42 protein-coding genes are annotated in these 21106 nt (G+C 59.1%); 20 read left to right on the top strand and 22 right to left on the bottom strand.

What is annotated here, in order from left to right:
* Positions 1-278: 278 nt before the first annotated feature.
* From OIU37_RS00225 to OIU37_RS00300, 16 genes are all read right to left on the bottom strand, one after another.
* Positions 279-1349, bottom strand: coding sequence for a tyrosine-type recombinase/integrase (locus OIU37_RS00225; protein WP_264254975.1), 1071 nt, complete (start codon positions 1347-1349; stop codon positions 279-281).
* Between the two features lie 233 nt (positions 1350-1582).
* The gene (locus OIU37_RS00230) at positions 1583-2020 is read right to left on the bottom strand and encodes a tektin family protein (RefSeq protein ID WP_264254976.1); all 438 of its coding nucleotides are present in this window, start codon (positions 2018-2020) and stop codon (positions 1583-1585) included.
* Between the two features lies 1 nt (position 2021).
* On the bottom strand, positions 2022-2369 hold the full coding sequence (locus OIU37_RS00235) for an HNH endonuclease (protein WP_372353408.1): 348 nt from the start codon (positions 2367-2369) through the stop codon (positions 2022-2024).
* Positions 2366-2584 carry a hypothetical protein gene (locus tag OIU37_RS00240; protein ID WP_372353409.1) on the bottom strand — a complete coding sequence of 73 codons (219 nt, stop codon included), beginning with the start codon at positions 2582-2584 and terminating at the stop codon, positions 2366-2368. The genes OIU37_RS00235 and OIU37_RS00240 overlap by 4 nt, the downstream gene beginning before the upstream one ends.
* Positions 2581-2769 (bottom strand): hypothetical protein, encoded by a 189-nt coding sequence (locus OIU37_RS00245; RefSeq protein WP_264254977.1) that lies wholly within the window; start codon positions 2767-2769, stop codon positions 2581-2583. The genes OIU37_RS00240 and OIU37_RS00245 overlap by 4 nt, the downstream gene beginning before the upstream one ends.
* A complete protein-coding gene (locus OIU37_RS00250) occupies positions 2766-3194 on the bottom strand; it encodes a hypothetical protein (protein ID WP_264254978.1) in 429 nt (142 codons plus the stop codon). The genes OIU37_RS00245 and OIU37_RS00250 overlap by 4 nt, the downstream gene beginning before the upstream one ends.
* A gap of 251 nt (positions 3195-3445) precedes the next feature.
* The gene (locus OIU37_RS00255) at positions 3446-3853 is read right to left on the bottom strand and encodes a hypothetical protein (RefSeq protein WP_264254980.1); all 408 of its coding nucleotides are present in this window, start codon (positions 3851-3853) and stop codon (positions 3446-3448) included.
* A complete protein-coding gene (locus OIU37_RS00260; protein WP_264254981.1) occupies positions 3850-4509 on the bottom strand; it encodes a hypothetical protein in 660 nt (219 codons plus the stop codon). Before OIU37_RS00260 ends, OIU37_RS00255 begins: the two co-directional genes overlap by 4 nt.
* Positions 4506-4778 carry a hypothetical protein gene (locus OIU37_RS00265; protein WP_264254982.1) on the bottom strand — a complete coding sequence of 91 codons (273 nt, stop codon included), beginning with the start codon at positions 4776-4778 and terminating at the stop codon, positions 4506-4508. Before OIU37_RS00265 ends, OIU37_RS00260 begins: the two co-directional genes overlap by 4 nt.
* Positions 4775-5188, bottom strand: coding sequence for a hypothetical protein (locus tag OIU37_RS00270; RefSeq protein ID WP_264254983.1), 414 nt, complete (start codon positions 5186-5188; stop codon positions 4775-4777). The genes OIU37_RS00265 and OIU37_RS00270 overlap by 4 nt, the downstream gene beginning before the upstream one ends.
* A complete protein-coding gene (locus tag OIU37_RS00275) occupies positions 5185-5640 on the bottom strand; it encodes a hypothetical protein (protein ID WP_264254984.1) in 456 nt (151 codons plus the stop codon). The genes OIU37_RS00270 and OIU37_RS00275 overlap by 4 nt, the downstream gene beginning before the upstream one ends.
* Positions 5641-5642: 2 nt before the next feature.
* Positions 5643-6305 carry a lambda exonuclease family protein gene (locus OIU37_RS00280; protein WP_264254985.1) on the bottom strand — a complete coding sequence of 221 codons (663 nt, stop codon included), beginning with the start codon at positions 6303-6305 and terminating at the stop codon, positions 5643-5645.
* Positions 6298-7119, bottom strand: a complete 822-nt coding sequence (locus tag OIU37_RS00285) for an ERF family protein (RefSeq protein WP_264254986.1) — start codon at positions 7117-7119, stop codon at positions 6298-6300. Before OIU37_RS00285 ends, OIU37_RS00280 begins: the two co-directional genes overlap by 8 nt.
* Complete coding sequence (locus OIU37_RS00290) at positions 7116-7337, bottom strand: hypothetical protein (protein WP_264254987.1); 222 nt, start codon at positions 7335-7337, stop codon at positions 7116-7118. The genes OIU37_RS00285 and OIU37_RS00290 overlap by 4 nt, the downstream gene beginning before the upstream one ends.
* Positions 7330-7539, bottom strand: coding sequence for a hypothetical protein (locus OIU37_RS00295; RefSeq protein ID WP_264254988.1), 210 nt, complete (start codon positions 7537-7539; stop codon positions 7330-7332). Before OIU37_RS00295 ends, OIU37_RS00290 begins: the two co-directional genes overlap by 8 nt.
* A complete protein-coding gene (locus tag OIU37_RS00300) occupies positions 7532-7795 on the bottom strand; it encodes a hypothetical protein (RefSeq protein ID WP_264254989.1) in 264 nt (87 codons plus the stop codon). The genes OIU37_RS00295 and OIU37_RS00300 overlap by 8 nt, the downstream gene beginning before the upstream one ends.
* Positions 7796-7966: 171 nt before the next feature.
* Here OIU37_RS00300 and OIU37_RS00305 point away from each other — a divergent pair, with 171 nt between their 5' ends.
* A complete protein-coding gene (locus OIU37_RS00305) occupies positions 7967-8203 on the top strand; it encodes a hypothetical protein (RefSeq protein ID WP_264254990.1) in 237 nt (78 codons plus the stop codon).
* A gap of 10 nt (positions 8204-8213) precedes the next feature.
* A complete protein-coding gene (locus OIU37_RS00310; protein ID WP_264254991.1) occupies positions 8214-8504 on the top strand; it encodes a hypothetical protein in 291 nt (96 codons plus the stop codon).
* Here OIU37_RS00310 and OIU37_RS00315 read toward each other — a convergent pair.
* Genes OIU37_RS00315 through OIU37_RS00325 form a run of 3 tightly spaced genes read right to left on the bottom strand, consistent with a single transcriptional unit; the run spans position 8498 to position 9905 of the window.
* Positions 8498-8848, bottom strand: coding sequence for a hypothetical protein (locus OIU37_RS00315; protein WP_264254992.1), 351 nt, complete (start codon positions 8846-8848; stop codon positions 8498-8500). The genes OIU37_RS00310 and OIU37_RS00315 overlap by 7 nt on opposite strands.
* Positions 8838-9143, bottom strand: coding sequence for a hypothetical protein (locus tag OIU37_RS00320; protein ID WP_264254994.1), 306 nt, complete (start codon positions 9141-9143; stop codon positions 8838-8840). Before OIU37_RS00320 ends, OIU37_RS00315 begins: the two co-directional genes overlap by 11 nt.
* 27 nt (positions 9144-9170) lie before the next feature.
* On the bottom strand, positions 9171-9905 hold the full coding sequence (locus tag OIU37_RS00325; protein ID WP_264254995.1) for an XRE family transcriptional regulator: 735 nt from the start codon (positions 9903-9905) through the stop codon (positions 9171-9173).
* An 83-nt stretch (positions 9906-9988) separates the two neighbouring features.
* Here OIU37_RS00325 and OIU37_RS00330 point away from each other — a divergent pair, with 83 nt between their 5' ends.
* The 8 genes from OIU37_RS00330 to OIU37_RS00365 all read left to right on the top strand — a co-directional run bounded on the left by OIU37_RS00330 (position 9989) and on the right by OIU37_RS00365 (position 14169).
* On the top strand, positions 9989-10228 hold the full coding sequence (locus OIU37_RS00330; RefSeq protein WP_264254997.1) for a hypothetical protein: 240 nt from the start codon (positions 9989-9991) through the stop codon (positions 10226-10228).
* A complete protein-coding gene (locus tag OIU37_RS00335) occupies positions 10225-11199 on the top strand; it encodes a DUF2312 domain-containing protein (RefSeq protein WP_264254999.1) in 975 nt (324 codons plus the stop codon). Before OIU37_RS00330 ends, OIU37_RS00335 begins: the two co-directional genes overlap by 4 nt.
* Positions 11196-11372 (top strand): hypothetical protein, encoded by a 177-nt coding sequence (locus OIU37_RS00340; RefSeq protein ID WP_264255000.1) that lies wholly within the window; start codon positions 11196-11198, stop codon positions 11370-11372. Before OIU37_RS00335 ends, OIU37_RS00340 begins: the two co-directional genes overlap by 4 nt.
* A gap of 370 nt (positions 11373-11742) precedes the next feature.
* Entirely contained in the window at positions 11743-12249 is a 507-nt protein-coding gene (locus OIU37_RS00345; RefSeq protein WP_372353410.1) for a hypothetical protein, read from the top strand.
* A gap of 39 nt (positions 12250-12288) precedes the next feature.
* Positions 12289-13035 carry a hypothetical protein gene (locus OIU37_RS00350; RefSeq protein WP_264255001.1) on the top strand — a complete coding sequence of 249 codons (747 nt, stop codon included), beginning with the start codon at positions 12289-12291 and terminating at the stop codon, positions 13033-13035.
* Complete coding sequence (locus OIU37_RS00355; RefSeq protein WP_027685080.1) at positions 13032-13310, top strand: hypothetical protein; 279 nt, start codon at positions 13032-13034, stop codon at positions 13308-13310. Before OIU37_RS00350 ends, OIU37_RS00355 begins: the two co-directional genes overlap by 4 nt.
* Positions 13307-13972 (top strand): HNH endonuclease, encoded by a 666-nt coding sequence (locus OIU37_RS00360; protein ID WP_264255003.1) that lies wholly within the window; start codon positions 13307-13309, stop codon positions 13970-13972. Before OIU37_RS00355 ends, OIU37_RS00360 begins: the two co-directional genes overlap by 4 nt.
* Positions 13969-14169 carry a hypothetical protein gene (locus OIU37_RS00365; protein ID WP_264255004.1) on the top strand — a complete coding sequence of 67 codons (201 nt, stop codon included), beginning with the start codon at positions 13969-13971 and terminating at the stop codon, positions 14167-14169. Before OIU37_RS00360 ends, OIU37_RS00365 begins: the two co-directional genes overlap by 4 nt.
* 14 nt (positions 14170-14183) lie before the next feature.
* Here OIU37_RS00365 and OIU37_RS00370 read toward each other — a convergent pair whose 3' ends face one another.
* Positions 14184-14447 (bottom strand): DUF982 domain-containing protein, encoded by a 264-nt coding sequence (locus OIU37_RS00370; protein ID WP_264255006.1) that lies wholly within the window; start codon positions 14445-14447, stop codon positions 14184-14186.
* 68 nt (positions 14448-14515) lie between these two features.
* Between OIU37_RS00370 and OIU37_RS00375 the strand changes: the two genes are divergently transcribed.
* Positions 14516-15175, top strand: a complete 660-nt coding sequence (locus OIU37_RS00375; RefSeq protein ID WP_264255007.1) for a methyltransferase — start codon at positions 14516-14518, stop codon at positions 15173-15175.
* Between the two features lie 89 nt (positions 15176-15264).
* On the opposite strand, the gene OIU37_RS00380 is transcribed toward OIU37_RS00375, so the two are convergent.
* The gene (locus tag OIU37_RS00380) at positions 15265-15567 is read right to left on the bottom strand and encodes a DUF982 domain-containing protein (RefSeq protein WP_319004708.1); all 303 of its coding nucleotides are present in this window, start codon (positions 15565-15567) and stop codon (positions 15265-15267) included.
* Positions 15568-15695: 128 nt separating this feature from the next.
* Here OIU37_RS00380 and OIU37_RS00385 point away from each other — a divergent pair, with 128 nt between their 5' ends.
* The 8 genes from OIU37_RS00385 (at position 15696) to OIU37_RS00420 (ending at position 19349) form a co-directional block, all read left to right on the top strand.
* Entirely contained in the window at positions 15696-15851 is a 156-nt protein-coding gene (locus tag OIU37_RS00385) for a hypothetical protein (RefSeq protein WP_264255009.1), read from the top strand.
* A complete protein-coding gene (locus tag OIU37_RS00390; RefSeq protein ID WP_264255010.1) occupies positions 15848-16222 on the top strand; it encodes a DUF1064 domain-containing protein in 375 nt (124 codons plus the stop codon). The genes OIU37_RS00385 and OIU37_RS00390 overlap by 4 nt, the downstream gene beginning before the upstream one ends.
* Complete coding sequence (locus OIU37_RS00395; protein ID WP_264255011.1) at positions 16219-16707, top strand: DUF1376 domain-containing protein; 489 nt, start codon at positions 16219-16221, stop codon at positions 16705-16707. The genes OIU37_RS00390 and OIU37_RS00395 overlap by 4 nt, the downstream gene beginning before the upstream one ends.
* A 224-nt stretch (positions 16708-16931) precedes the next feature.
* Complete coding sequence (locus OIU37_RS00400) at positions 16932-17456, top strand: hypothetical protein (RefSeq protein ID WP_264255012.1); 525 nt, start codon at positions 16932-16934, stop codon at positions 17454-17456.
* On the top strand, positions 17453-17749 hold the full coding sequence (locus tag OIU37_RS00405; protein WP_264255013.1) for a GcrA family cell cycle regulator: 297 nt from the start codon (positions 17453-17455) through the stop codon (positions 17747-17749). Before OIU37_RS00400 ends, OIU37_RS00405 begins: the two co-directional genes overlap by 4 nt.
* A complete protein-coding gene (locus OIU37_RS00410; RefSeq protein ID WP_264255014.1) occupies positions 17749-18210 on the top strand; it encodes a hypothetical protein in 462 nt (153 codons plus the stop codon). The genes OIU37_RS00405 and OIU37_RS00410 overlap by 1 nt, the downstream gene beginning before the upstream one ends.
* Positions 18207-18584 (top strand): hypothetical protein, encoded by a 378-nt coding sequence (locus tag OIU37_RS00415; protein WP_264255015.1) that lies wholly within the window; start codon positions 18207-18209, stop codon positions 18582-18584. The genes OIU37_RS00410 and OIU37_RS00415 overlap by 4 nt, the downstream gene beginning before the upstream one ends.
* Before the next feature lie 72 nt (positions 18585-18656).
* Positions 18657-19349, top strand: a complete 693-nt coding sequence (locus tag OIU37_RS00420) for a transcription termination/antitermination protein NusG (protein ID WP_264255016.1) — start codon at positions 18657-18659, stop codon at positions 19347-19349.
* Positions 19350-19493: 144 nt separating this feature from the next.
* Here OIU37_RS00420 and OIU37_RS00425 read toward each other — a convergent pair whose 3' ends face one another.
* Positions 19494-19925: a helix-turn-helix transcriptional regulator gene (locus tag OIU37_RS00425; RefSeq protein ID WP_264255017.1), complete on the bottom strand. Its 432-nt coding sequence runs from the start codon at positions 19923-19925 to the stop codon at positions 19494-19496.
* Between the two features lie 653 nt (positions 19926-20578).
* On the opposite strand from OIU37_RS00425, the gene OIU37_RS00430 reads away from it, so the two are divergent.
* Positions 20579-20791, top strand: a complete 213-nt coding sequence (locus tag OIU37_RS00430) for a hypothetical protein (RefSeq protein ID WP_264255018.1) — start codon at positions 20579-20581, stop codon at positions 20789-20791.
* Positions 20792-21106: the final 315 nt, after the last annotated feature.

Below are 21106 nucleotides of genomic sequence, written 5' to 3' on the forward strand. Positions count from 1 at the left end.
ACAGACTGCGCAGCCTTCATCGCTTTCGGGAGGGAAATGCCTGGCCGATCATTCGTCGGTGCTGCCGGCAAAACAGGCATGATTTTTTACCCCTTGCGGCTCTTCCCATCGCCCATGACGCAAGATATTGAAAATGCCGCAAGCGGGCGTGGCGAAACTGGTAGACGCAAGGGACTTAAAATCCCTTAGAAATCCTTGAGCTGTTGGATTTCCCGTTGCAAAACATGCTCGATTTTACGACTGAAAACGACGGAACAAAACGAGATTTGCAAAACATTTTACCGCTTCTTTTTGCTGTTGAAGGCGCGGACTACCTTGCTTTCATTCTCGACGTGCCGGGTATAGTGAGCGCCCATCCGCTCTGACCGGTCACCCAGCGCAGCAGCGACATCGCCGATCTCCACGCCAGCCCGTCTAAGGTCGGCAGCATAGGTCGTCCGCAGGCCATGCAGCGTGGTTCCCGCGCCAATTTTCCCATCCCGCTCCAGATCCCGCAGATAGTGGCTGACTGCCGTCTGCATCTGCTTTTCGTCTTCCCACGGCGTGCCGTCCTGGCGCGTGCAGATCTCCAAGGCCGTCTTGTCCAGCTTGTCGATATACTCCTGAAGCTCCTCGACGGCTGGCACCATCGTGTTTTCCTGATTCTTCCTCGTCACCTTGCGAAAGCATTTCCACCCATGCTGCGGGTGAGGGCCATAATCCGACCAGCGGAGCTTGACGAGCGTCTGCCCGCGGTAGCCGGCGTGTCTGGCAATGATCATCGGGGTGAGGAGATATCGAGGAGCGTTATCCCGCACGTACTCCCATTCATGGGCGAACCATTCCCGGTTGGCGTTCGGATCTGACGTGTGGGCCTTGTCGAGCCCTTTGGCTGGATTGGTTCGCATCTTCCGGCGCTTGACGGCCTGGCTGAACATAGAGGAGAGGGCGGCGACCATCTGGTCAGCGAAGCGGGGCCACTTCTCTTTGGCGCATCGATCGCGGATATCGTAGATGTCGGCCTGCTCTATGTCGTCGAGCGGATAATCAAATTCCGGCCGCAGCCAACCGAAGGCGTCGGTATAGTCCTTCTTCGTGGCGTCGGCGAGCGTCTGATATTTCGGGCAATCGTTTTCGAACCAGTAGACGAGGGCTCCGAGCGTGCCATCGGCATATGTCCGCTTTTCCGTCAGCTTCCGGCGTCCGTTGTAGGCGCCGATGAAGTCGGGCATCGCCATGCGCTTTTCGAGATCGGCCCGCGTTCCATCGAAGCCGCCGATCAGCTTCTCCTTCGTGGAACGCACATAGACGTACCACTTCCCGCGCGCCTTGATGACGTTAAGCCCTTCCAGCTTCACTTTGACCACCATAGAGCCGCTCCCCGAATTTCCGCTTCGGGGCGGCATCCTGCTTGTTTGGATCGAGAGACGCCAGCCATTCGTCCAGGCGCTGACGAAGATATCTTTCGCCCCTTGTGGATTCCGTGAACTTCAGCGGCCGAACGGGGCAAACCTTCTTGAAGGTCTCGACACAGACGCCGCAATATGCAGCTGCGGATTTCTGGTCCATGGCGGCCGGCCAATATGGGAGGTCTGGCGTCATCCTACCCCTCCTTCTCTGGGATAAGCGCGTGAAGAGCACCACACCCACATTCCCCGGCATCAACGCAGTCTCCCACGCCAAACTCGTCGGGTCGGTGATTGCACGGGCGTGGACAGAACTTATCTCGTAGCGCCTTCTCCAGTTCCGCTATCCTGCGCTCCATGGCTTCGATGTGGTCGACGGTTTCGGTCTTTGCGCAAGGCGTGGAACCTGGGCTCTCTCTCGGCAGTTCGTGGTCTCGAGCAGAATTCAATTCGGGAGTGATCTCATGGAAGATGGAAACCAGGGGCCGGGCTGGTGGTTCGCTTGGGTAGGGCGTCTTAACACCAACATCGGAATGCTCCGTTTTCTCAGTGTGCCCATCTGCTTCATCGTGGTTTTCGGCACGATCATGTGGACTATCCTGCCCTGACTTTTGCGTCTGGGTGATCTTGCTCATTTCACACATCCCTCGTCTTCCTGAAACCGCCGCCGCGGATCTTCGCTTTCGATTGGGGCCAGATGCCAAGGTGCTTCTTGCGAACGCGGTCGGCCTTGGCCTGCTCCGTCTGTTCTTCACCGGATTTCACGCGATGAGGCTGCTTCAGGACCGGCTGCAGATTGCTCTCGCGATGCTCGCCGCCGCGCCACAGCGCCTTGATGTGGTCCAGGTCCCACGCTTCACCAGCCAGGATCTTCCGATCCGAAAGCTGGCAGACGCCGTTGAACTTTTCGAAAACTCGCAGGCGGACGCGCGGCGGGATAGCGTCATTGTCGGTCTTGCCAATCCATTCCGGAACCGCTCTCATGGCGTTCCCCCAAACGGTCTGACGACGACCCGGGTTGTCCGGCAGCCTTCGCGATAAGCACGCCGCCAGCCCTGCATGTCCGTCTCGCCTGCGTGCTTCCACACTGCGCCGACTTTGATGCAGACCTCTTTGCGGGTGCTGCTGGCCGTGTGGACAAGGATGAACGGGCGAGGTTCATTGCTCCAATACGCGGCCCAGCCGTAGTCTTCCATCATGCTCGCCTCCCGAACCACGGCATGAACCGGCCAATGATCGATTTGCGCGTCGGCCGCTTTGCTGCCTCGTCTGCTTCAAGCTCTCTCTTGAGCTGCTCGACGACAGCGTTCCGGCGATCGATGAAGGCGATGGTGCTCGGTCGCGCGCTGGGATGCTTGCGAAGGTAGTCGGCTGCGGTTCTCATGCTGACCTCGCGATCTTATCGATGTTTCCGCGATGCACCGAGAAGGTGTAGGCGACCATCCAAGGGTTCTCTTTCCAAAGATCGCCGCCGTGCAGGTTGTTCACCAGGTCTCGGTAAACAAGGCGAGGATCGCTGTGCTGCCCGATCGGCAAGCGACCTTTCGGTGCATTGACGCCAGAAATCAGGTGCGATCCTGGAAGATAGAAGATATCCGGCTCGCTGCCGTCGTCCTCAACTATCCCCTCCGCGATCGCGTCCGCTTTGCTGATGTTCTGCAGCAGCTCGACGCGAACGTCGGTGACGGTGAGCGTCAGGCGCGAGGCCCAACGGGGCATGTGCATCGCCTGTCGGTGCTTGCCGGGCATATGCAGATCGGTTGCCGGCCCTTTCCCATCTGCTTCATACCAAACGGCAACGCCGCTCATCATTTCGCGTGGGGGGATGCGATCAAGGTCGGCCCGCGACCGCCAGTGTTCGCGAACATAGAGCCGGTCGCCGGTTCTGATGCGAGGGGCGAAACGATATGCCGTCCCTCCAAAGCGAGGGCCGGTCATCACGAGTATCTGACCGGGAGCCATGGGCTTGGGTGTCGTCTCGATCAGTCGCCGCGTCTGCGTCTTGGTCCCGGCGAGCAGGGCGCGCACCATCGGAGACGAAAATAGAATAGGGCGGTCTGTCATGCTGCTCTCCTTGCCAAGGTGAAGGGGAGGCGACCGGACAGAACCCACATGTGATACATGTCGGCTTCGTCGATCAATTCGGACGCCGGCGGCATGACCTGGACGGCCGTCGCCTCTTCCCCGCAGATTTCGTTCTTGATGCGCTGCATGTCGCGCCACGGCGGCTCCAGCTGCGATGCGGTCCGGATGGCGAGGTGAATTACCTCGTTGCCCTGCTCGTCGACGAACGCGCGCACCAGCACGACATAGAGGTTGTTCGCCTGGACACGGCGGACTTCCTTGTTCCAGCCCTTGCCGCCGGGAATGCCGTTTGGCAGATCGGTGATGCGCCAGAGGCCCCAATCACCTTTCAGGCCTCGGCGTTCGAAAGAACGGGCGGCGCGGCGTTGCTGACGGGTGCTCATGCTGGCAACCCCGCAAGATATTCCTTTGCGTCGGCAAGCTCGACCTCATACCGCGGGCGATCAATGACGACGATCCGCTGCGTGTCGATGAAATAGCTTTTGAGCTGGGTTTGCTTCGCAGACCAGGCCGTCCAGAAATCCCAAAGCTCTTTCTGATCTACCAGCCAGTCGCGCGCGCTTTCGTGGTGGTTGTCGGAAAGATAATTGTCGAGCACTTCCTCGAGGTCGAAATCAAATCCGTCTTCTCGGCAGCAGAAAGCCCATGCCGGAAGCCGCGACGGGATCTCATCGTCCGGCATCCCACTCCACGACAGCCTATCGCCATGCTTTTCGAGAAGCTCGGCAACATCAGCGGCATAATCGTCTTCGTCGCCGGTCGTCGTCACCCATCCGTCGTAGTTCTCGACGACCTCGGCGCGGACAAGGCGGGAGGCCTCCATCCGCTTGCGGCCGGCCTCCCGGTACTCCGGCGTGTCCATCTCCATGGACTTTGCGGCCCATTCTTCGGAGTTGAAGACGCGCTTGCCATCTGCGGTCGCCCAGAGGTTCGGATTGCGAGCGTCCTTCTTCAGGCGGAGCGGGACCGGCTTCTTCGGGTCGTGCTTCCCGGTGATCTTGACGGAAACGAATTGGCAGTTTGCCTCGATCTCGGTCATGGGTTCGCTTCCTTCGATTTCGCCATCAGCCGCTCAAGCGGCGACAGGTGGTTTTCGACGGCCTTCGCCTTCAGCGGCGGCAGGCCGAACTTTTCGAGATATTTCCGCGAGTGCTTCGCCCAGACCTTCTTGCCCCAGCTCGTCGAGGCGAATTCCCACGGGCGAGCGGCGCGCAGCGCCTTTTTGCGGGTGGCGAGGTCGGCATCAGTCGGGAGATTGCGATGAACCTCGCCGATGACGCTGGACGCGGTTTTCTGCCAGTCGATCATGCTGCCTCCGCTTCGTAGGAGGCAATCTTCTCGGCCGTTTCCCAAACCTGTCGGCAGATATCGTTCATCGACGTGCGGCGCTTGTCGTGCCACTGGGCGCGGTAGGCCTTGGCCTCGTCCTCAGTCATCCGCGAAACAGCTTCCTCAAGAAGCTCCCGCTCGGAACGGCTGCCGACCATGAACGAACGGTACGCTTCGGCGTAGGAGGCCAGCTTGTCGGCGCTCTTCCAGATCGCCTCGTACACTTCTTCGAGGTTGTCGATCTTCGGCTCTTCGCCGGTCTGAACGTCCTTCACGAAATACCAGGCAGGGCGGAGACGGTCGGCGATGCAGGCCGCCTCGACGACCGTGGCGCGAAATGTGATGGCGTCGGAAGGGTTGACGACCTCATAGAGACGCTTCTCGGTCATGCCGCTCTCCGCTTCAAATCTTCTGGATTGGTGAGGATCACGCCCTGCTCGGAATAGTGCCGATGGACCGTGTCGAGGTAGATCGTCTTCTGCCGCGTCGTCATCAGGCGGGTGACGCCGAAATCAAACGGCACCATCATCAGCTTGAGCTTGTGCTCGTAGGGAAGCGGCATGATCACGGCGTCATATTCCGCCTTGAACACGTCGTTCTCGTTCCGAAGGATCGGCACGCCGAAATGGAGCTTGCAGTATCCGCGGACCTCTTCCGGCGCCTGGTCGCCGAGCTGCGCTGAGATCTCCAACACCCACAGGCGCTGAAGCCGGTTCTGGTCGCTGGTTCGGTGCTTGCCGTCCGTGATGCTGCAGGTGAAGGGCATGGTCTTGCCCATGATGTACTTGACCAGCATGTCGCGGGCTTGGTCGGTGTCGACGATGCGGTTGTTGGTGGACATGGCTAGCCTGCCATCAGCATGTCGGCTGCCTCATCAGCAACCGGTGGATCGTAGCGGCGGCGCAAGTCGATCACGGCCGCGCGGACCTCGTTGAGGAACGCCACCACTTCGCGTTCAAGATCGGCGATCATGGCATCGTCGCGATCGACACGCTGGCAGAAGAACCGCATGGATTCAGGCATACGCGGATCGTAGGAGACGAAATCGCACCACTTCCGGCCCGTGCACGCCATCTGCCACTGCATCTGCGTGACATAGTCGCCAGGTACCGAGCCGCCGCGCAGCGTCTTGATGTGCGTGGCTGTGTTGGGGCACTTGATCTCGACAAGGCCATCGTCGCCGACAAGGCCGTCCGGAGAAGCGCCGGTCTCGCCGATCGTCGGGTGAGGGACGAAGCCCACCTCGACGACGGAAGCTACGCAGTTGAACTCGTAGGCCGCCCGGGCTTCCGGTTCGTTCTCGGTTCCCCACTGCATAGCGGCATTGGTGAAACCTTCGGTCGGTAGGCCGGTCAGCCGCTCGGTGATGAGCTGCGCCGCATAGTTGGCGCGCGAGGCGGAATAGCCGGTCTTGGTCTTGGCAATGATGTCGGCGACCTTCGAGGCTGTGACCTTGCCGACGCGGATCTGGTGCCATTCGGGTGTGCCTTGGACGATGTTATCCATTTGCATTCCCCTTGGCGCGATCGGCAATGACCGCGATGCGACGGCGCAGCGAGCCGACGACCTCGTTGAACTTTGAAGACGGAATGTCGGGGATGGATTCGACCTTCCAGTGGTTGCAGAACTGGTCGGTCTCGAGCTCGGCCTTGGCGACCAAGTCGCGGATGACGGAAACCTGCGCTTCGGTGATCGGCTCGTCAGTCTTGGCCGGTGGCGCGTTGCCATCCTTGTCATCGAAAAAGGCGAGATCGAGCGCGCTGGCCTTCAGGTAGCGGCGGGCGTAGGTTTGCGTGCTGCCCTTGGCTTGGATGGCGGTCTTGTTGACCGTGCCACCGGAACCGGTGTTGTCCAGGGGGAAATCGTCTTCGTAGACCTTCTCGTGACCGCCAGCATGTCCGATCGTGAGCTGCATGCGGATATGGCCGGCCAGATCGCAATGGACTGGCGCTGACGTCGTCGAGAAGCCATGCTTGGTCAGGATCGGCGTTACAACGCGCTCGATATCCGCAAGGTCGGCGTATTTCGACTTGGTGTGCTTGTTGTCGTTGGTCCGGAAGATCGGGCCGATCTCCGCTTGGACGGCCGAGAAGGCAGAGAGCCATTCGCGGCGGGCCGCTTCGATCCGATCCTCCCGCGCCATCTCGCGGCTGCGATCCTCCATCCGCTCTTTCATCGCCAGCATCTTTTCGAGGCGGTCGATCGGGATATTCGGATCCATGGCGATGCGCTCGATCATGGCGACCATTGGCGCGTCATTCGCAGGGATGAGCCTGACATCTTCCTGCGGTGCGATTTCCTGCTTAGCGAGAGCGGTCATTGAACATTCTCCTGGTTGACGAGGGCGCTTGCCTTGAGGCTCTGCTCAGTCGGCGCGATAGCGATGAAGGTGAGGACGCCGACAGCGGCCATGGTGAGGATGAGGGTGACGGCCTTGCCGAGCGCGGCGTGGAGCCGGCTGTTCTCTTCGAGGACAGGGGCGGCGCGGCGGTTGATGTCGGTGAGGCGGGCTTGGATATCCGACGGGGCGTCACGCATAGACCTGGTCCCCATCGGTGACGCCCATCTGCTCGCGGGCATAGGCGGCGTAGGAGCGCGCCCAATGCTGATGAATGATGATGCGATCTTGGATGTAGAGGAGGAGCGCGTTCGGAACGCTCAGTCCGTAGCGGACGCAGCTGGCCTCGTCGGCGGCGCTCAACTGATGAAGAGCAGCGAGACGTTCAGCCTTGTTACGCATAGAGCTGATCCTCATCGCGGATGTTCATGATTTCGCGGGCGTAGCGGTAGTGCTCCTGGACGGAGGCAGTAGCGCCGCGCAGCCACGACGGGCCGCGGAGACGGTGCTGAGGCTGGCGGATGAATTCGAAGCCGTGAGCGCCCATGCGCTGAGCCTCGATCGCCATGTAGGCGTCGCAGTCGGCGATGGTCCGGGCTGCATTCCAGCGAGCGTCGCGCTTGCTCTGCTCAGTCTCGATGTTGCGAATGTGCTGCATTCCATCCTCGCGCCGTGGCGTTTCGTTGATGGACTGAACGTACGTTATGTACGATCCATGGTCAAGTACATTTTGTACGATATGACGACATGAAGAATCTTTTTCGTCCGGCAAGAATCGATTCGACTCTCAATGCGGCTTCTGCTTTCATGAGAACGAAAGGAGAACAGAATGGGTCTAGCAGCATTGAAGTCGTCAGCCTGGTTCGCGCTCCACATCAGGTGCGAGAACTGCATGAGAGACAGTGAAAAGGTGGTGCAGATGCCGACCGGCGACGATGTTCCGCGAGACGCGGAAGAGCTGATCGAGAGCGTCTATTTGGAAAGTATCCCGTTCCGATGCCAGCCCTGCGGAAGCGTGATCGGCCGGCTAGTCGGGATTACAGGAGGTAATGCGTATGGCTACTGAGAGAGAAGCTTTGGAATTCATCATCGTCCCGCCATTCGAGCAGCGGGCGGTAGTCATGGCGGCTAAGGAACGGTTCGAGAATTACCTCGGCAATCGGTTTCCAGGGTACCGGTTCAAGGTCGGGCCATTCGCGCCGGTCGGCGACGAGGAAGAGTTTTCCGTCCTGCCGCTCATGAATTTCGTGGGTGACGACGGCCAGAGCTACATGTGCGCGCCGCCTCACCGTTGGCTAATGCAGGAAATTGCGCACTCATGTCGGGAGTTCAGCCAAGCCAAGGACAGGCTAGTGCTTGTTCAGTGAAAGATGGCTGCCTTGATCATGGGCCAGTTATTCGCGATGCCGATCACAGCCGTGGCTATTGCAAGAAGAGCGGCGACTTTTGCGGTCGTCGGCAAGCTATTCACGCGGCCCTTAAGCTCACCAAACTCGACAGCCGATGGGGCCGCACGCAACATGCCTTTGATCTCAGCAGTATCCTGCAGGATCTTCTTCATGTCGTCTTCAAGGGCTTTTACGCGCGCTTCCATACCCTCAAATGTGCCACCGCCGCCACCTGAATGCAATGGGCGCTTCTCGTCAGCTGAAATCGACACTTGTTTGCGCAGGCGGTCCAAAAGGCTGAAATCGATTTTGTCATCGCTCATCGATTTGGCTCTCCACCATTTGCTCAATCCCGGTTTTTATCGAATTGAGGCTTCGGTCCATAGCATCCGCATACCGCTTTTCAGCAGCAATGCCTTCGGCTGATCGGGGGTCATAAGATAGATTTGAGGTCGCGGCGCTGATGGCGTCAAATAGTAGAATCGCCGTCACGTATAGATTCGCAACGTCATTTTTTGTCGCTGGATGTTTATTGTCTGAAAATATTGCTTTGATACTTTCGGAAAACTCCATTGCCGCCGAGCCAGCGCCTCCATGTATCTTTCGATCGTCGCTCAATGCATCTTTCCTCCGCGTCTGAACACACTAGAACCCCGGCATCTCATTCATTACGCGTCGGACAAGCCCAATGACCTGGACGCTCACGCCGTCATCTGCGTTATGGTCGCGTTGAATGACAATCGGCTTGTGCTTCGGGTTCGTCGACCGCGGGTGGAACTCAGCCCGATCTCCGAAAAGCTCGAGCTGCTTAACCGACCATTCGCGGAAGTGCCCGCCATCCCGTGTCCGCTCCACGACAACGACCATCCCTGATCGCAGCTCGACCAGGTGCTCAACATCCTCGTAGGATATGCAGACGAGGCGATCGCCGGGAAAGATCGGGCGAGGGCGGAGATCATTCATGCTGTCACCGCTGCAATCGAAGATCAGTTGGCGCGCGTTCGGAAACTTTTCGTCACGCGGGAGCATGATCTCCACAGCGTCGGACTGGTCGAACTCATCGACCTCACGAAATGTCCCGGCCTCTACGACGCCGGCAACCCTGCCAGCTACCATCCCGATCCTGCTCAGCGTGATCTCGCTCGGGACAGCCGCTACCTCGTCTTCGCCGCCGTCGCCAAACAGGATCCAACCAGCCTTCACCCCGAAGAGTTCGCCGTATTTCTCGGCGGCCTTCTTTGAGATCGCACGGTTCCCATTTTCGTTGCTGATCAGCGTGTTCTTGTTGATATCGCGAGGAAACGCGTTTGCCGCGTCGGTAGGGGTCTGAAACCCAGCCGCCTCTCGGGCGCGCCTCAATCTGTCCTTCGGTAATTCCATTCGTACATTATGGCCGAAAAATATCGTGCAATGTGTACGATTTCGGCTTGCCTGTCCTTCGTACTTTTTGTACGATGACCGTCATGAGCAAAACACCTTCTTCCATTTCAGGCCTGATTGACGAGTGGGAAACCATCGGCGAATTCGCGACTGATGTCGGCTGCGGATACGAGGCAGCACGCCAGATGAGGCTTCGCGAAAGCATCTCGCCGCGGCATTGGGACGGCGTTATTGCCGCGGCCGATCGCAAAAAGATCAAGGGTGTCGACTGGCAGTGGCTCGCATCGAGGCACACTTCGACGAGGAAGGCGGTGTCAGCATGACCGCCAACGGCCAAATCAAATCCTTCTTCCAGCGCTGGGAAACTCTCGAAGCAGAGAAGCAGCAGGTAGCCGACCTGATGAAGGACCTCTTCGCGGAGGCCAAAGGATTCGGCTACGACACCAAGGCTCTGCGCGCTGCTTTCCGCCTCAAGGCCAAGCAGGATCTCGACAGTCTGGCTGATGCCGAGTTTGAGGCGATCGTCGACACATACATGTCGGCTCTGAACGCTCCGACTATTCAGGCGCGCGATGCGCGAATGCGCGCACGAGAAAAGATTGAAGAATTTGACCCAATCACGGGCGAGTTCGTCGAAGAGCCGGTGAACGCCAAGCTGGTCGCCACGGTCGCGACAGGCATGCAGACCGAGATCGGCCGCAAGGCGCTGATCGCTGCCGTCGACATTCTGATTGAGCGGGAAGAGGCGCATGAAAAGTCCCTGGGTGACGGGGACCCTGCCATCAAGACAGGTGAAGCTGTCGATGGTGATGGGAATGGCACCGGGACGCCGCGAGCAGGCGTGACGGGCGGAGAGAGTGCCGCAACCGATTCCAAAACCGATGCTGCTATTTCTCGCCCCGGTATAGCCTTTCTGGGCCGGCCCGAGACTGAAAACAGATCGGACAAGGAGGCGCCAGAAGCTGGAGCCTCCGGCGGGATGCAGGACGAGATAGCGATCCATCCCGCCGACCCCATCGCTCCGGCCGCTCATGGTGAAGCCGAAGCCCCCAGCGTCGAGCGCATAAGTCTCAATGACGGAAGCAGCGCCGCCGCCAACGCAGGAGGCGATCATGTAACCGCTCAAGCACATCGCGCCGCACCGGCCGGGGCTCTCGTTCAAGTCGCTCCGGCCACCAAACCTCTCCGGCCTCACTGCCGGAACCCGGGCGAGCGTTGCGCCGGTTACGGAAGCACGCATTGCGGCTCCTGCCTTCGCGCAGCTCGGGAACCTGAGATGGAGGCATGCACATGACAGCGACAATCGACGCCGCGCGCCGCATTCAAAAGCAGGACGTTCGTTTCGCGACGTTTCACTGCTGCCCGGCATGCGACCGCGTCCTCTCGATACCAGAAATCATCGAGCGTCACTGCGAACGCTGCGACGCGACGATAACCCCAACCGAAGTCAGGGAGAGGGCGGCATGAGCATGTTTCTCGGTCATCTCGGACTGGCGCTGATCGTCGGCGCCTTCTTCCTTTGCACGGTGGCGGCTATGGCGCGCAACTCCGGCGACATCAGCCGGGAAGAGGAAGTTTAACGCTACAGGAGCCGATACCCCGCGAATTCGAATTGATGAGCTCACCCCCTCGGCTCGTCACAGCTGGTCCCGGTCATCCTCCCGAGCGCCGGGACCAGCAACCTTCAACCTCAGCCTGCTGTTTCGGATGCGCAAAACGACTGCGCTCACAGCCTGGCCAAGAGGCTCGAAATTAGCAGGTGGCGACGGCGGATCGCCACCTGCAGCAGAGCCGGACGCGGCGGAAGTGTCGGCTCTGCGAAATGGAATGACTGCGGTTGGCCCAGGCGGACCGGAGACCAAGGGCGAAAGCCCGGCAAGGCCTCGACCTTGGTCTTTTTCATCATCTCTCCGGTGCATCTGAAAGCTCCTACTCAACAAGGAGACTGATCGCACAGGAGACCGACAAGGTGTTGTCAAACAAAGACAAGGAATTGGCAAACAGGGCCAAGGTCATGACTGACGCTTTTTACGCACAAAACCTTTTGAGAGAGGCCTTTCCGGAGAGCCGTTACGGCTCGGTCAAGGGAGCGATATTCGCGGCATATCGCTTCGTCCGCCCGAAGGTCTCGAAAGAACTGACGCCGAGAAGAATTCGATCGATCCGGGAGGGGACAGCCCGCCGGATCGATGCTGAGGAAATGGAAGCGCTCAAGGCAGCGATCATCGAGGAGGCCCACCGTGAGCAACAGGAATTACGCGCCCGTCTGGCTGCGCTGGACAAAAAGGTTGCCGCTTTCAGTGCGCGCGTGGCTGGCCGCACGGTGGCGGGCGCGGGCGAATAAGTGGGCCGATCGGGCCGAGTGGATCATGGGGGACTGACAGTGCAGCAGCTTTCCATGTTCGATCTGATGATGCCGCCACCGCCGCCCCCGGCGATCGATCATGTGCGGCTCGCAGTTATAAGCTCGGGTTTGGTGCCGAACGAGTACATCCTCGATCTCAACGGCGGTATCACCAACCATCGCGATACGAGCCTTCCATCCCGGCTCTTTCAGTTCCCTGTTTCTGTCGTGAAGGGGAGCGAAGCGACAGGCGGTCAAAGCGTCATCCTTATGCGTCACCCGCTCCTGCGGGAGGATGAGGACGTTGCGGGCTTTCTCCACGATATCGAGCGCAGAACAGGCTTCCGTCCAGAGTGGCGGCAGGAGTTCGCTAATCAGCATTACATGACGCTCGGCGCATGGTGGCATGCCGTTGACCTATGCACCAATGACCACTGGAAGGATCTGCTCCGAACGTCGCAGTTCACTGAAAATGACGCGATTCTCAAGGCGGCGCAGCTTCATGTCGAGTGGGGTTCTCTGTCTATCAAGAACGCCCGAGCGATCCTCGGAGGCTTTGACTGTGTAGAGCCGGAAGACCGCAGCAGAGCCAGTCTGCTCGGTGACGGCATATGGCCGGGCCGCACCAGCGGCGGGATTGCACCGAACATCAAATATCAAGGTGAGACAGGTGTCTGGGTAGCTATCCACGGCATCGAGGACGGTTGGTTCAAGCGCAAGGGCCGGCATCTCTCCGTCACCGAAGAGACCATGACACTGCGCGACGAAGCGAGGAAAGCAGCATGAAAAACCGTCTCATCGACCTAAACAATCACCTGTTTTCCCAGCTTGAGCGCCTGAGTGACGAGAACCTGACCGCTGAACAGATCGAGAGCGAGGTCAAGCGGACCGACGCGATTGTCGCCGTTAGCGAGCAGTTGATCCGGAACTCGGACCTCTCGCTCAAGGCCGCCACGCTCGTTGCCAACCATGGCGACAGGTTCAAGCCGATGCTGCCGACCATCTTCCGCCAGCCCGACACCCTCGAAGGCAAAGCGATCACCGATGGGAGCGAGAAGTGAAAGGCACCTGGATCAAGTACACTGATGATCAGATGGCTTGGCTGGAGGCCAATCGGCTGCTTCCGATTAGCGATTACCACGCTGCTTTCTGCCACCAGTTCGACCGCTACGATGTTTCTGCCGGAAACCTGCATGCGCTGCGCAAGCGCAAGGGCTGGAAAACCGGCCGAACCGGTCACTTCTCAAAGGGAAGCACGCCTTTCAACAAGGGCGTCCCCTGCGAGCCTGGAAAGGGCGGCAGGCACCCCAACGCTCGTAAGACCCAGTTCAAGAAGGGCGGCTTGCCGCACAACACCAAGTATCTCGGCCACGAGCGCGTGACGAAAGACGGTTATATTGAGATCAGCGTCGACGAGGAAAACCCGCACACGGGCTATGAGCGCCGGTATGTTCTGAAGCACCTATACCTCTGGGAAAAGGCAAACGGGCCTGTTCCGGATGGCATGTGCCTGAAGGCGGTTGATAGCAATAGATCAAACACCGACCCCTCAAATTGGATGCTGATCCCTCGCGGCGTCCTTCCGCGGATTAACGGCGGCCGTGCAACGCGTGTGATGGCCTACGACGCTGCCCCTGATCAATTGAAGCCAGTGCTCATGATCTTGGCCCGGGTCGACCAGAAGGTCAGCGAACTTCGCCGCAAGCGTCAGGGGGCAGCATGACCGAACCCTCCGAGATGATTTCCTGGCTCGACCGCCGCATCGCCAGCGCCATGGCCTGGCTCGACGACCACGGCAAAGGCTCGAAACGTCCTCGTCCTCAGCACGAGATCGAAACCAAGGAATACGACATCGCCCGCTTCGAGGAGATCAAGGCGGCGTATGTGACGGCGCTCGAGCGGAGAGGGCAGGTGGCATGAAGGAACTTCGCACCTCAGTGAACGACGGTGATCACCGGAATGCCAGCTTCGTCAGCGGCGCGGATGAGGGCTTCTCGCGCCTCCTCAACCGAGGCGTCCCCATGAAGTGCGTCACGGCACGTCCTAATCGCTGTGAGATACTCCTCTCCGTCGTCATCGGGCCAGCAAGCCGTCAGCATATTGGCAACCTGCCAAAGGGTTGCGACAAGCTTGTATTTTTCCGACCCGTTCACAACGAGCATCACAGGGGTAAACTCTCCGGATGTGTGCCATTTCATGACGTTACGCCTTTACACGGTGAAGATATCAGTAACCGTGCAAGAACCGTTCCGGGCGGGGTGGCGGCATGAGCCAGAACACCTCTTCCGCCGTCATGCAGCAGCGCAGCGAGCCTCACGATAGCCTCGATGACTTCCCGACTCAGCCGTGGGCGACACGGGCGCTATGCGAGCACGTACTCTCCGGATGCTATCTCGAGAACAAGACGGCATGGGAGCCAGCATGCAATCGCGGGCACATGGTCGATCCTTTGGGCGATTATTTCAATGCTGTGTGGGCGTCCGACATTCACGACTACGGCCTCGATGGCGCATTCCAGCATGACTTTCTCATGCCGTTCACGCCACACGTCATGAAATGGGCGATGGCGAAGCCGGACTGGATCATCTCGAATCCGCCCTTCCGCCTCGCTGAACAGTTCATCGAGCGAGCACGCGGTGTGGCGGCCGAGGGCGTTGCCATGATTGTCCGCACGTCCTTCCTGGAGGGCGTTGGGCGATACGAGAACCTGTTCAGCAAGAACCCGCCGTCGATCGTCGCTCAGTTCTCCGAGCGCGTCCCGATGGTCAAAGGCAGGCTGACCGCGACCGGATCGACCGCCACCTCCTATTGCTGGCTTGCGTGGATCAATGGCGTCACCAGCACGAAGCTGGTCTGGATTCCGCCGTGCCGCAAGAAGCTTGAGCGCGCTGAGGACTATGCAGCATATCGCGAGGTGGCAGCATGAAGTCCTGCACGCCCTTCTGCGCCAGTTCTGCAATATCGATGGTCGATGAGAGAGGCCGCGATCGCAGCCTCTCCACTTACGCGAATAGATCAGGCAGAAACACGCCCGCCGCCGGTCGGCGTCTTGATCATCCATGGCTGGATTGCGGGCTGCTTCATCAAGATACCCTTTTTATTCCCGAATGCCCGAACAGCATCGCGAGCTACCTCAAGCGGCTTGTGTCCATCATGGGCCATGTAGCAGGTCTTGAGGGTTGCCTCATGGATCAGGTCTCGGTCCTTCTCCGGCCAATCTTCGAGAAAATCGATGGCGTCGGCCAGGGAGCTTATCTCCCGGATCAGGCCTCCCCGCTCTTTCAGATAGATGGGACGATTAAAGGTCTTCGCGTTCATCGCTACCTCACTGAAAACGTTGGTGATCAACAAGGATGGCGCCGAATTCCAGCGCCGGCCGAAAATGTATTTTCTCGTTTTTTTCGTTTCAATACACGCCGAATGAAATTTTTTGGGGAGGCGCACGCATGACCTTCCTCGAAGCCTTCACCAAGTACGGCCCGGACGTCGAGCGTATCGCTGAAGTCCTCAACATCACGGCACCAGAAGCCGATCGCCTCATAAACGAGGCAATGGAGCGCCGCTACCAGAAGCGCGTCCAGTATCGCCGGAGGCCGGCATGACCGAGGTCCTCACCCGCGAAGAATATCGCGCCGCAGTCGCCAAGCCGAAGCGCGGAAACAAATTCGGGGCCAAGAAGACGATGTTCGAAGGCATCCTTTTCGACAGCAAGCGCGAGGCAGAGGTCTACCGCGATCTGAAGCTGCTTGAGCGCTCGGGCCGGATCTCCGGATTCGAGCGGCAGCGTAAATTCGAGCTCATCGTCAACGGCGAGATCATCGGCACCTATCGGGCCGACTTCGCCTTCATTGATCATGACCAGGATGGCAGGTTCCGCGTCGTCGACGTTAAAGGCGTCGTCACCCGCGATTTCAAGCGCGTTCAGAAGATCATCAAGGCGATCTACAACTTCGACGTCGAGGTGTGGAAATGAGTAACCGCGCCTGGATGCCTCTCTACGTCGATCTCTATTTGTCCCATACGCTCGACCTTTCGACAGTCGAGCACGGCGCGTTGCTGCTCCTGATCATGAAATATCGCCGGAACGGTGGGCTGCCGGCCGACCATGAGGTTGTGAGGCGTTGGGCGAAAATGACGCCGAACCAATGGGCCGAAAGTCAGGATCGGCTTCTCGGTTTCTTTAACACCACGCAAGGCAGATACAGCCTGGCTGACAAGATCTGCGGTGCGGGTGCGCGCAGGCGCGTTCCGATCGCTCTGCGCCAAGCTGTGCTTGAGCGTGATGGCGAGGTTTGTGCCTATTGCCGAACAATCAGCGGGCCATTCCACGTAGATCATAAGGAACCATGGTCGCTCGGTGGAAAGCACGATCTCGACAATCTCTGTGTCGCTTGTGAACCGTGCAACCTGGCCAAGAGCAATATTCCTTATTCGGAGTGGCTGGAGGCAATCCAATGAACGATTGGTTCCGCTCTTGGCATGGCGCGCCCACCGATCCGAAGTGGCTTGGAATTGCCCGACGCGCCGGCGTTGCACCGGGTATCGCGGTCGCTGTCGCATGGGCTCTAATGGACCGTGCTTCGCAGGCATCGGATCGCGGATCGATCAAGGGTTATGACGCCGAAGGACTGGCGTATTTCTATGGCTGCGAACCTGAGCAGGTCGAGGCCATCGTCGCCGCAATGGCCGACAAGGGCATGATTTCCGATGGCAGGTTTTCGAGCTGGGAAAAGCGCCAGCCGAAGCGGGAAGACGGCGCGGCCGAACGCGCGAAGGAATGGCGCGAACGCAAACGAACGCAAGCGAACGCATCTGCAACAACAGATACAGAGACAGATACAGATCCTTCGGAAGACGTGCGCGCGCCCGATATCGATCCTCAATTCGAAAGATTTTGGGATGCCTACCCGAACAAGACCGGCAGGCCTTCGGCTGAGAAAGCATTCTCCCAAGCCCTCAAGCGCGCCAGCTTCGACGAGATCATGACCGGTGTCAGCGCCTACGCCGCGAAGACCGATGATCGCCAATGGTGCTCGCCGGTTCGGTGGCTATCCGACGATCGGTGGAAGGACCAGCCGGCAAAGCCGCCCGACAAGCCGCCGGCGCCGAGGCCGGGCACGAACGGCCTATCCCAACTGCAGAAGTTTCAGTCCCGAGAAGAGTACCTAGCCGCCGAAAAGGCACGAGCAGAACGGAGTTTCAGATGACGAGTTTTTTCTGGACAGATGACAAGATCGCCTCGGCGGAGAAGCTTTGGGCCGAAGGGATATCGGCGCGAGAAATCGCTGAACGCCTCGGCTCAACGAAAAACACCGTGATCAACATGGCCGGCCGGCATCGTGACAGGTTCCCCGCGAGGCAATCGGCCAGGATATCGCTTCCGGAAGATGCGACGGAGGCTCAGCGGATCCATCACGCCGATCGGGTGATCCGCGTCACTTTCACCGGCGCCGAAGTCACGCTTCCGCGAGTCGCCTTCATCGATGGAGCAGCGATCTGATGACCCGGCTCGCGAAGATTGATTTTGATGCGGTCGCTCCGCTTTACCCGAGCGACAAGGTCGCCGGCCGGGTGACGGCGAGGGGAGATCATTTCGAGTGGTCTCCGCCGTCGACTTCCGCCCACTCTGCCGATCCGATCCCGCACAGGTCACCGACGGCGGCTGAGCGGATCATGCCAGAATTCGTCGATCTGACCGGCGTTAAGTCCGGACGGCTCACGGTGCTTGGCATGGCCGTTGATGTTTGCGCGAACGGGACGCGTTGGGTTGTCCGCTGCGTCTGTGGCTCCTACGAGCATCGGCGTACGAGATACATCAAGGCTTGCGCGGCTGGCGAGAAGACCGGGGACAATGAGCCGATGTGTGAATCCTGCGCCTACACAAAAAAGCTCAGGCAAGGTTTCCACAACCCGAAAAAGGCGGCCGCGGCAGCGCGGGCGATTATGGAGGCGGCGCGATGAAAGACGCGAGGCCTCATCCGCTGGAACACGAAGATGACGAGTTCTGGAAGGCCATTCGGCGCCTGCCACAGCCGGTCTCGTGCTTCTCAAATGGCGCTTGCTGCCCATGGTGCGGAGGGCTGAACAAAACCGTCACCTTCGGAATGAACAACTGCGAAGAGTGCGGAAAAGCATACGCGTTCGGCTATCCGGACTGGCATAGCGAAAAGGATCCGGTGAGTTGGGTTCCGTTCCCGCATGCCGAGTTCACAGCTTGCGGCAGCCGAGCGGACCTCATCCCAGAGTTCAAGCCGAACGATCGGCTCAAGCAGATCTATTTTCAAAAATCTGAAGAGCATCTCGGCGTCCGCGCCGACATGACCAAGGCAAACTGAGACAAACAGGCAACCTGCGCAAAATCGCAAACTGACCGAAATGCTTGACCGAGCGGCGGCTCACGAGAGGAAATGAAAATGGCGGCGATTAAGTTGAAAGAGCAAGACACCAGAGATTTCAGTGAAATTGTCGATCAAAGGCGGAAGCGCCTGAAGGGCCGCGACTGGTATGCTATCCGGGCTGCGCCAGGCACCCAGCGCATGGCCCGCCGTGTCGACGACGCTCCGCTCCACCGTGTCGGAGAGAGCATCATCGAGCGCAATCTCCGCAACGAGGGCATTAGCGTCTACATGCCGGCCTATTGGTACGAGAGCATTCATCACCGCACCCGGAAGGTCATCCAGCGCCGCCTTCCGCTGCTGGTCGGTTATGCGTTCGTCAACCTCGAAAACCTGAACTTTGAGAAGGTGCGCGACGTCGACGGCGTGGTTTGCTTCCTCCGCTCCGAACTCGGCCCGATCAGGTTCAGCGGAGACGATCTGTCCATCATCGCGGCCGAAGAGCTATCGCGCCGGCAGGAATTTCGCCGCGAGCGTATCACGCGAATCCAAAGCGAGACGGCCGGCCAGGTCATGCAGCTCCGCGGCAATCTCCGAAAGATCTTGCCCAAGGGCAGGGGCAACCGGATCAACCTGAAGGATCAAGCGCTGATCGCCATCAAGGGCATGAAATCGGAGATGCAGAGCAAAGTCATGGGGATGCTGCTGCAATTGGAGCAGTTGGAGGCATATGAGGGGCTTGAAACCATAGATCGTGTTGCGTAATATCCAGCCCAAGGTGATTTGGGCTGTTCTGATCGCGGACCTCTCTGAGAGGGAATACTCGCCGGGCCCCGGATTGGTCATCACCGCCAATCGCGCAAAAAGAACGCTGCCAGAAATTCCGACAGGTTTAGAGGCAATTGTGCTTCACTCAGGCCAAGTGGCGTCCTTATGCTCTAGAACGGCCTCGGCGTGTTTCTTGGCATGATGGAATGATTTCGATGCATCTTCCGGCATCACCCTGATTTGCAGTTCTTGCGATCGGTCTATGCTCGCGAGTGTATAAAAGCGCTCGACTGCATCACTGAAGTCCTCGGCCCATACCGTCCAAGGGACAGTCCAAGTTCTTTCGTCATCGCGGAAGCGAGCGAGGAAGAAGTGAAGGGGCCGCGCCCCCTTGTGGCGGCCCTGCTGTCGAATAAGCCACCCGGCGTACTTGGCGGCCGCCTCATGGACGGGTCGAACTGGGCTCTTGCCGCTCTCGATGTCCTGGTAGCTGCGAAACGGCATGCCCATCGCCTCGGCCATCTGGTGCTGGGTGAGATCGAGGCTTGCGCGAAATGCTTTCAGGTCGAACATTGAAGGGCCTCCGAAGGTTTGCTATATCTTGGGGAACCGGAGAGGTGGCTAGACCCCTCCGGCCCCCAGTTACCGGCTAATGGAGAGTGTCAGTCTCCACTTGCCGAACCGGACTTGGAAGGTGAGCTTGACGCTCATGGGTGCCTCCAGTCCTCCCGAAGCGGGATTGCTTCGGTAAGATTGTTATGCACGAAAACCGTGCTAAACGCAATAGGAAAAGCACGAAAACCGTGTTAAAATACAAAAGCCGCCCGACTTGTCACCGGGCGGCTTTTTACATGCTTTCATGTCGGAGTAGAGCAGCCCGGTAGCTCGCTTGGCTCATAACCAAGCGAGCCGCGGGTTTTTCCCTTAGGCTCGCCCTGGTGGTGCGACAGAAGGACTAGTCGTCAGTAAGCGTACGACCTCCGCAGCCAGCTCGGTCACATCATAGATGATTGCGGCTCCATGGTTAGCATTCGCAGTCGTCACTATTTGCGTACGGTCAGGAAGCGCCACCAGCGAAACGACCTGGTCCGGGTTTATGAAAACAGGTACCGCAGCCTGTCCAATCAGAGTCAATTGCACGAGCCTCATGGTCTCTCTCCGGGCAAAGAGGGTTTCGCGAATTAAACGCAATATCCTCACCTTGAGTTCATGCGATCGAGATAGCCATGACCGCGCCGTTTCTGCAGGGCCAGTTCCTTTCCGACGCCAAACAATCAGTCCCGCTGCACGTTTATCAACTGGTGGCCCACGCCGGCATTCAAGGCGCCGGCGGCGCAGTGGTCACGGGTAACATGTGGCTAGGTCTGCTCGAATGGCTGGCACACACGACGATCGACGTGGCGAAGGTGAGGGGGAAGACGATTTTCGCCCAAGACTAGGCCTTGCACATCACCTGCAAGGCCATCTGGGTCGCCTGCCTCGTCTAGTTCGCAACGCTCTCGCATGGGCCGTCTATCTCGCTCTGGTGGCGCTGACGTTCGGTCTGGCATCTCTACCAGGATGGTGGCCGCCATGAGCGGGAAGATCGAGCGCGGCGCGCTGCTATGGCTCTTTCCATCTTTTCGGCGAGATCTGAGAAGGCTTCTTTGAACGGCCTTGCGGCTTCCATTTCTTCCCTGGACATGGGTGGGTTGTCGAAAACGACATCCCAGTCGTCCTTGGAACATCCTCCATCCGGCTGATACTCGGGCATT

Source organism: Rhizobium sp. BT-226, assembly GCF_025847085.2.
GTDB classification, from domain to species: Bacteria; Pseudomonadota; Alphaproteobacteria; order Rhizobiales; family Rhizobiaceae; genus Rhizobium; species Rhizobium sophorae.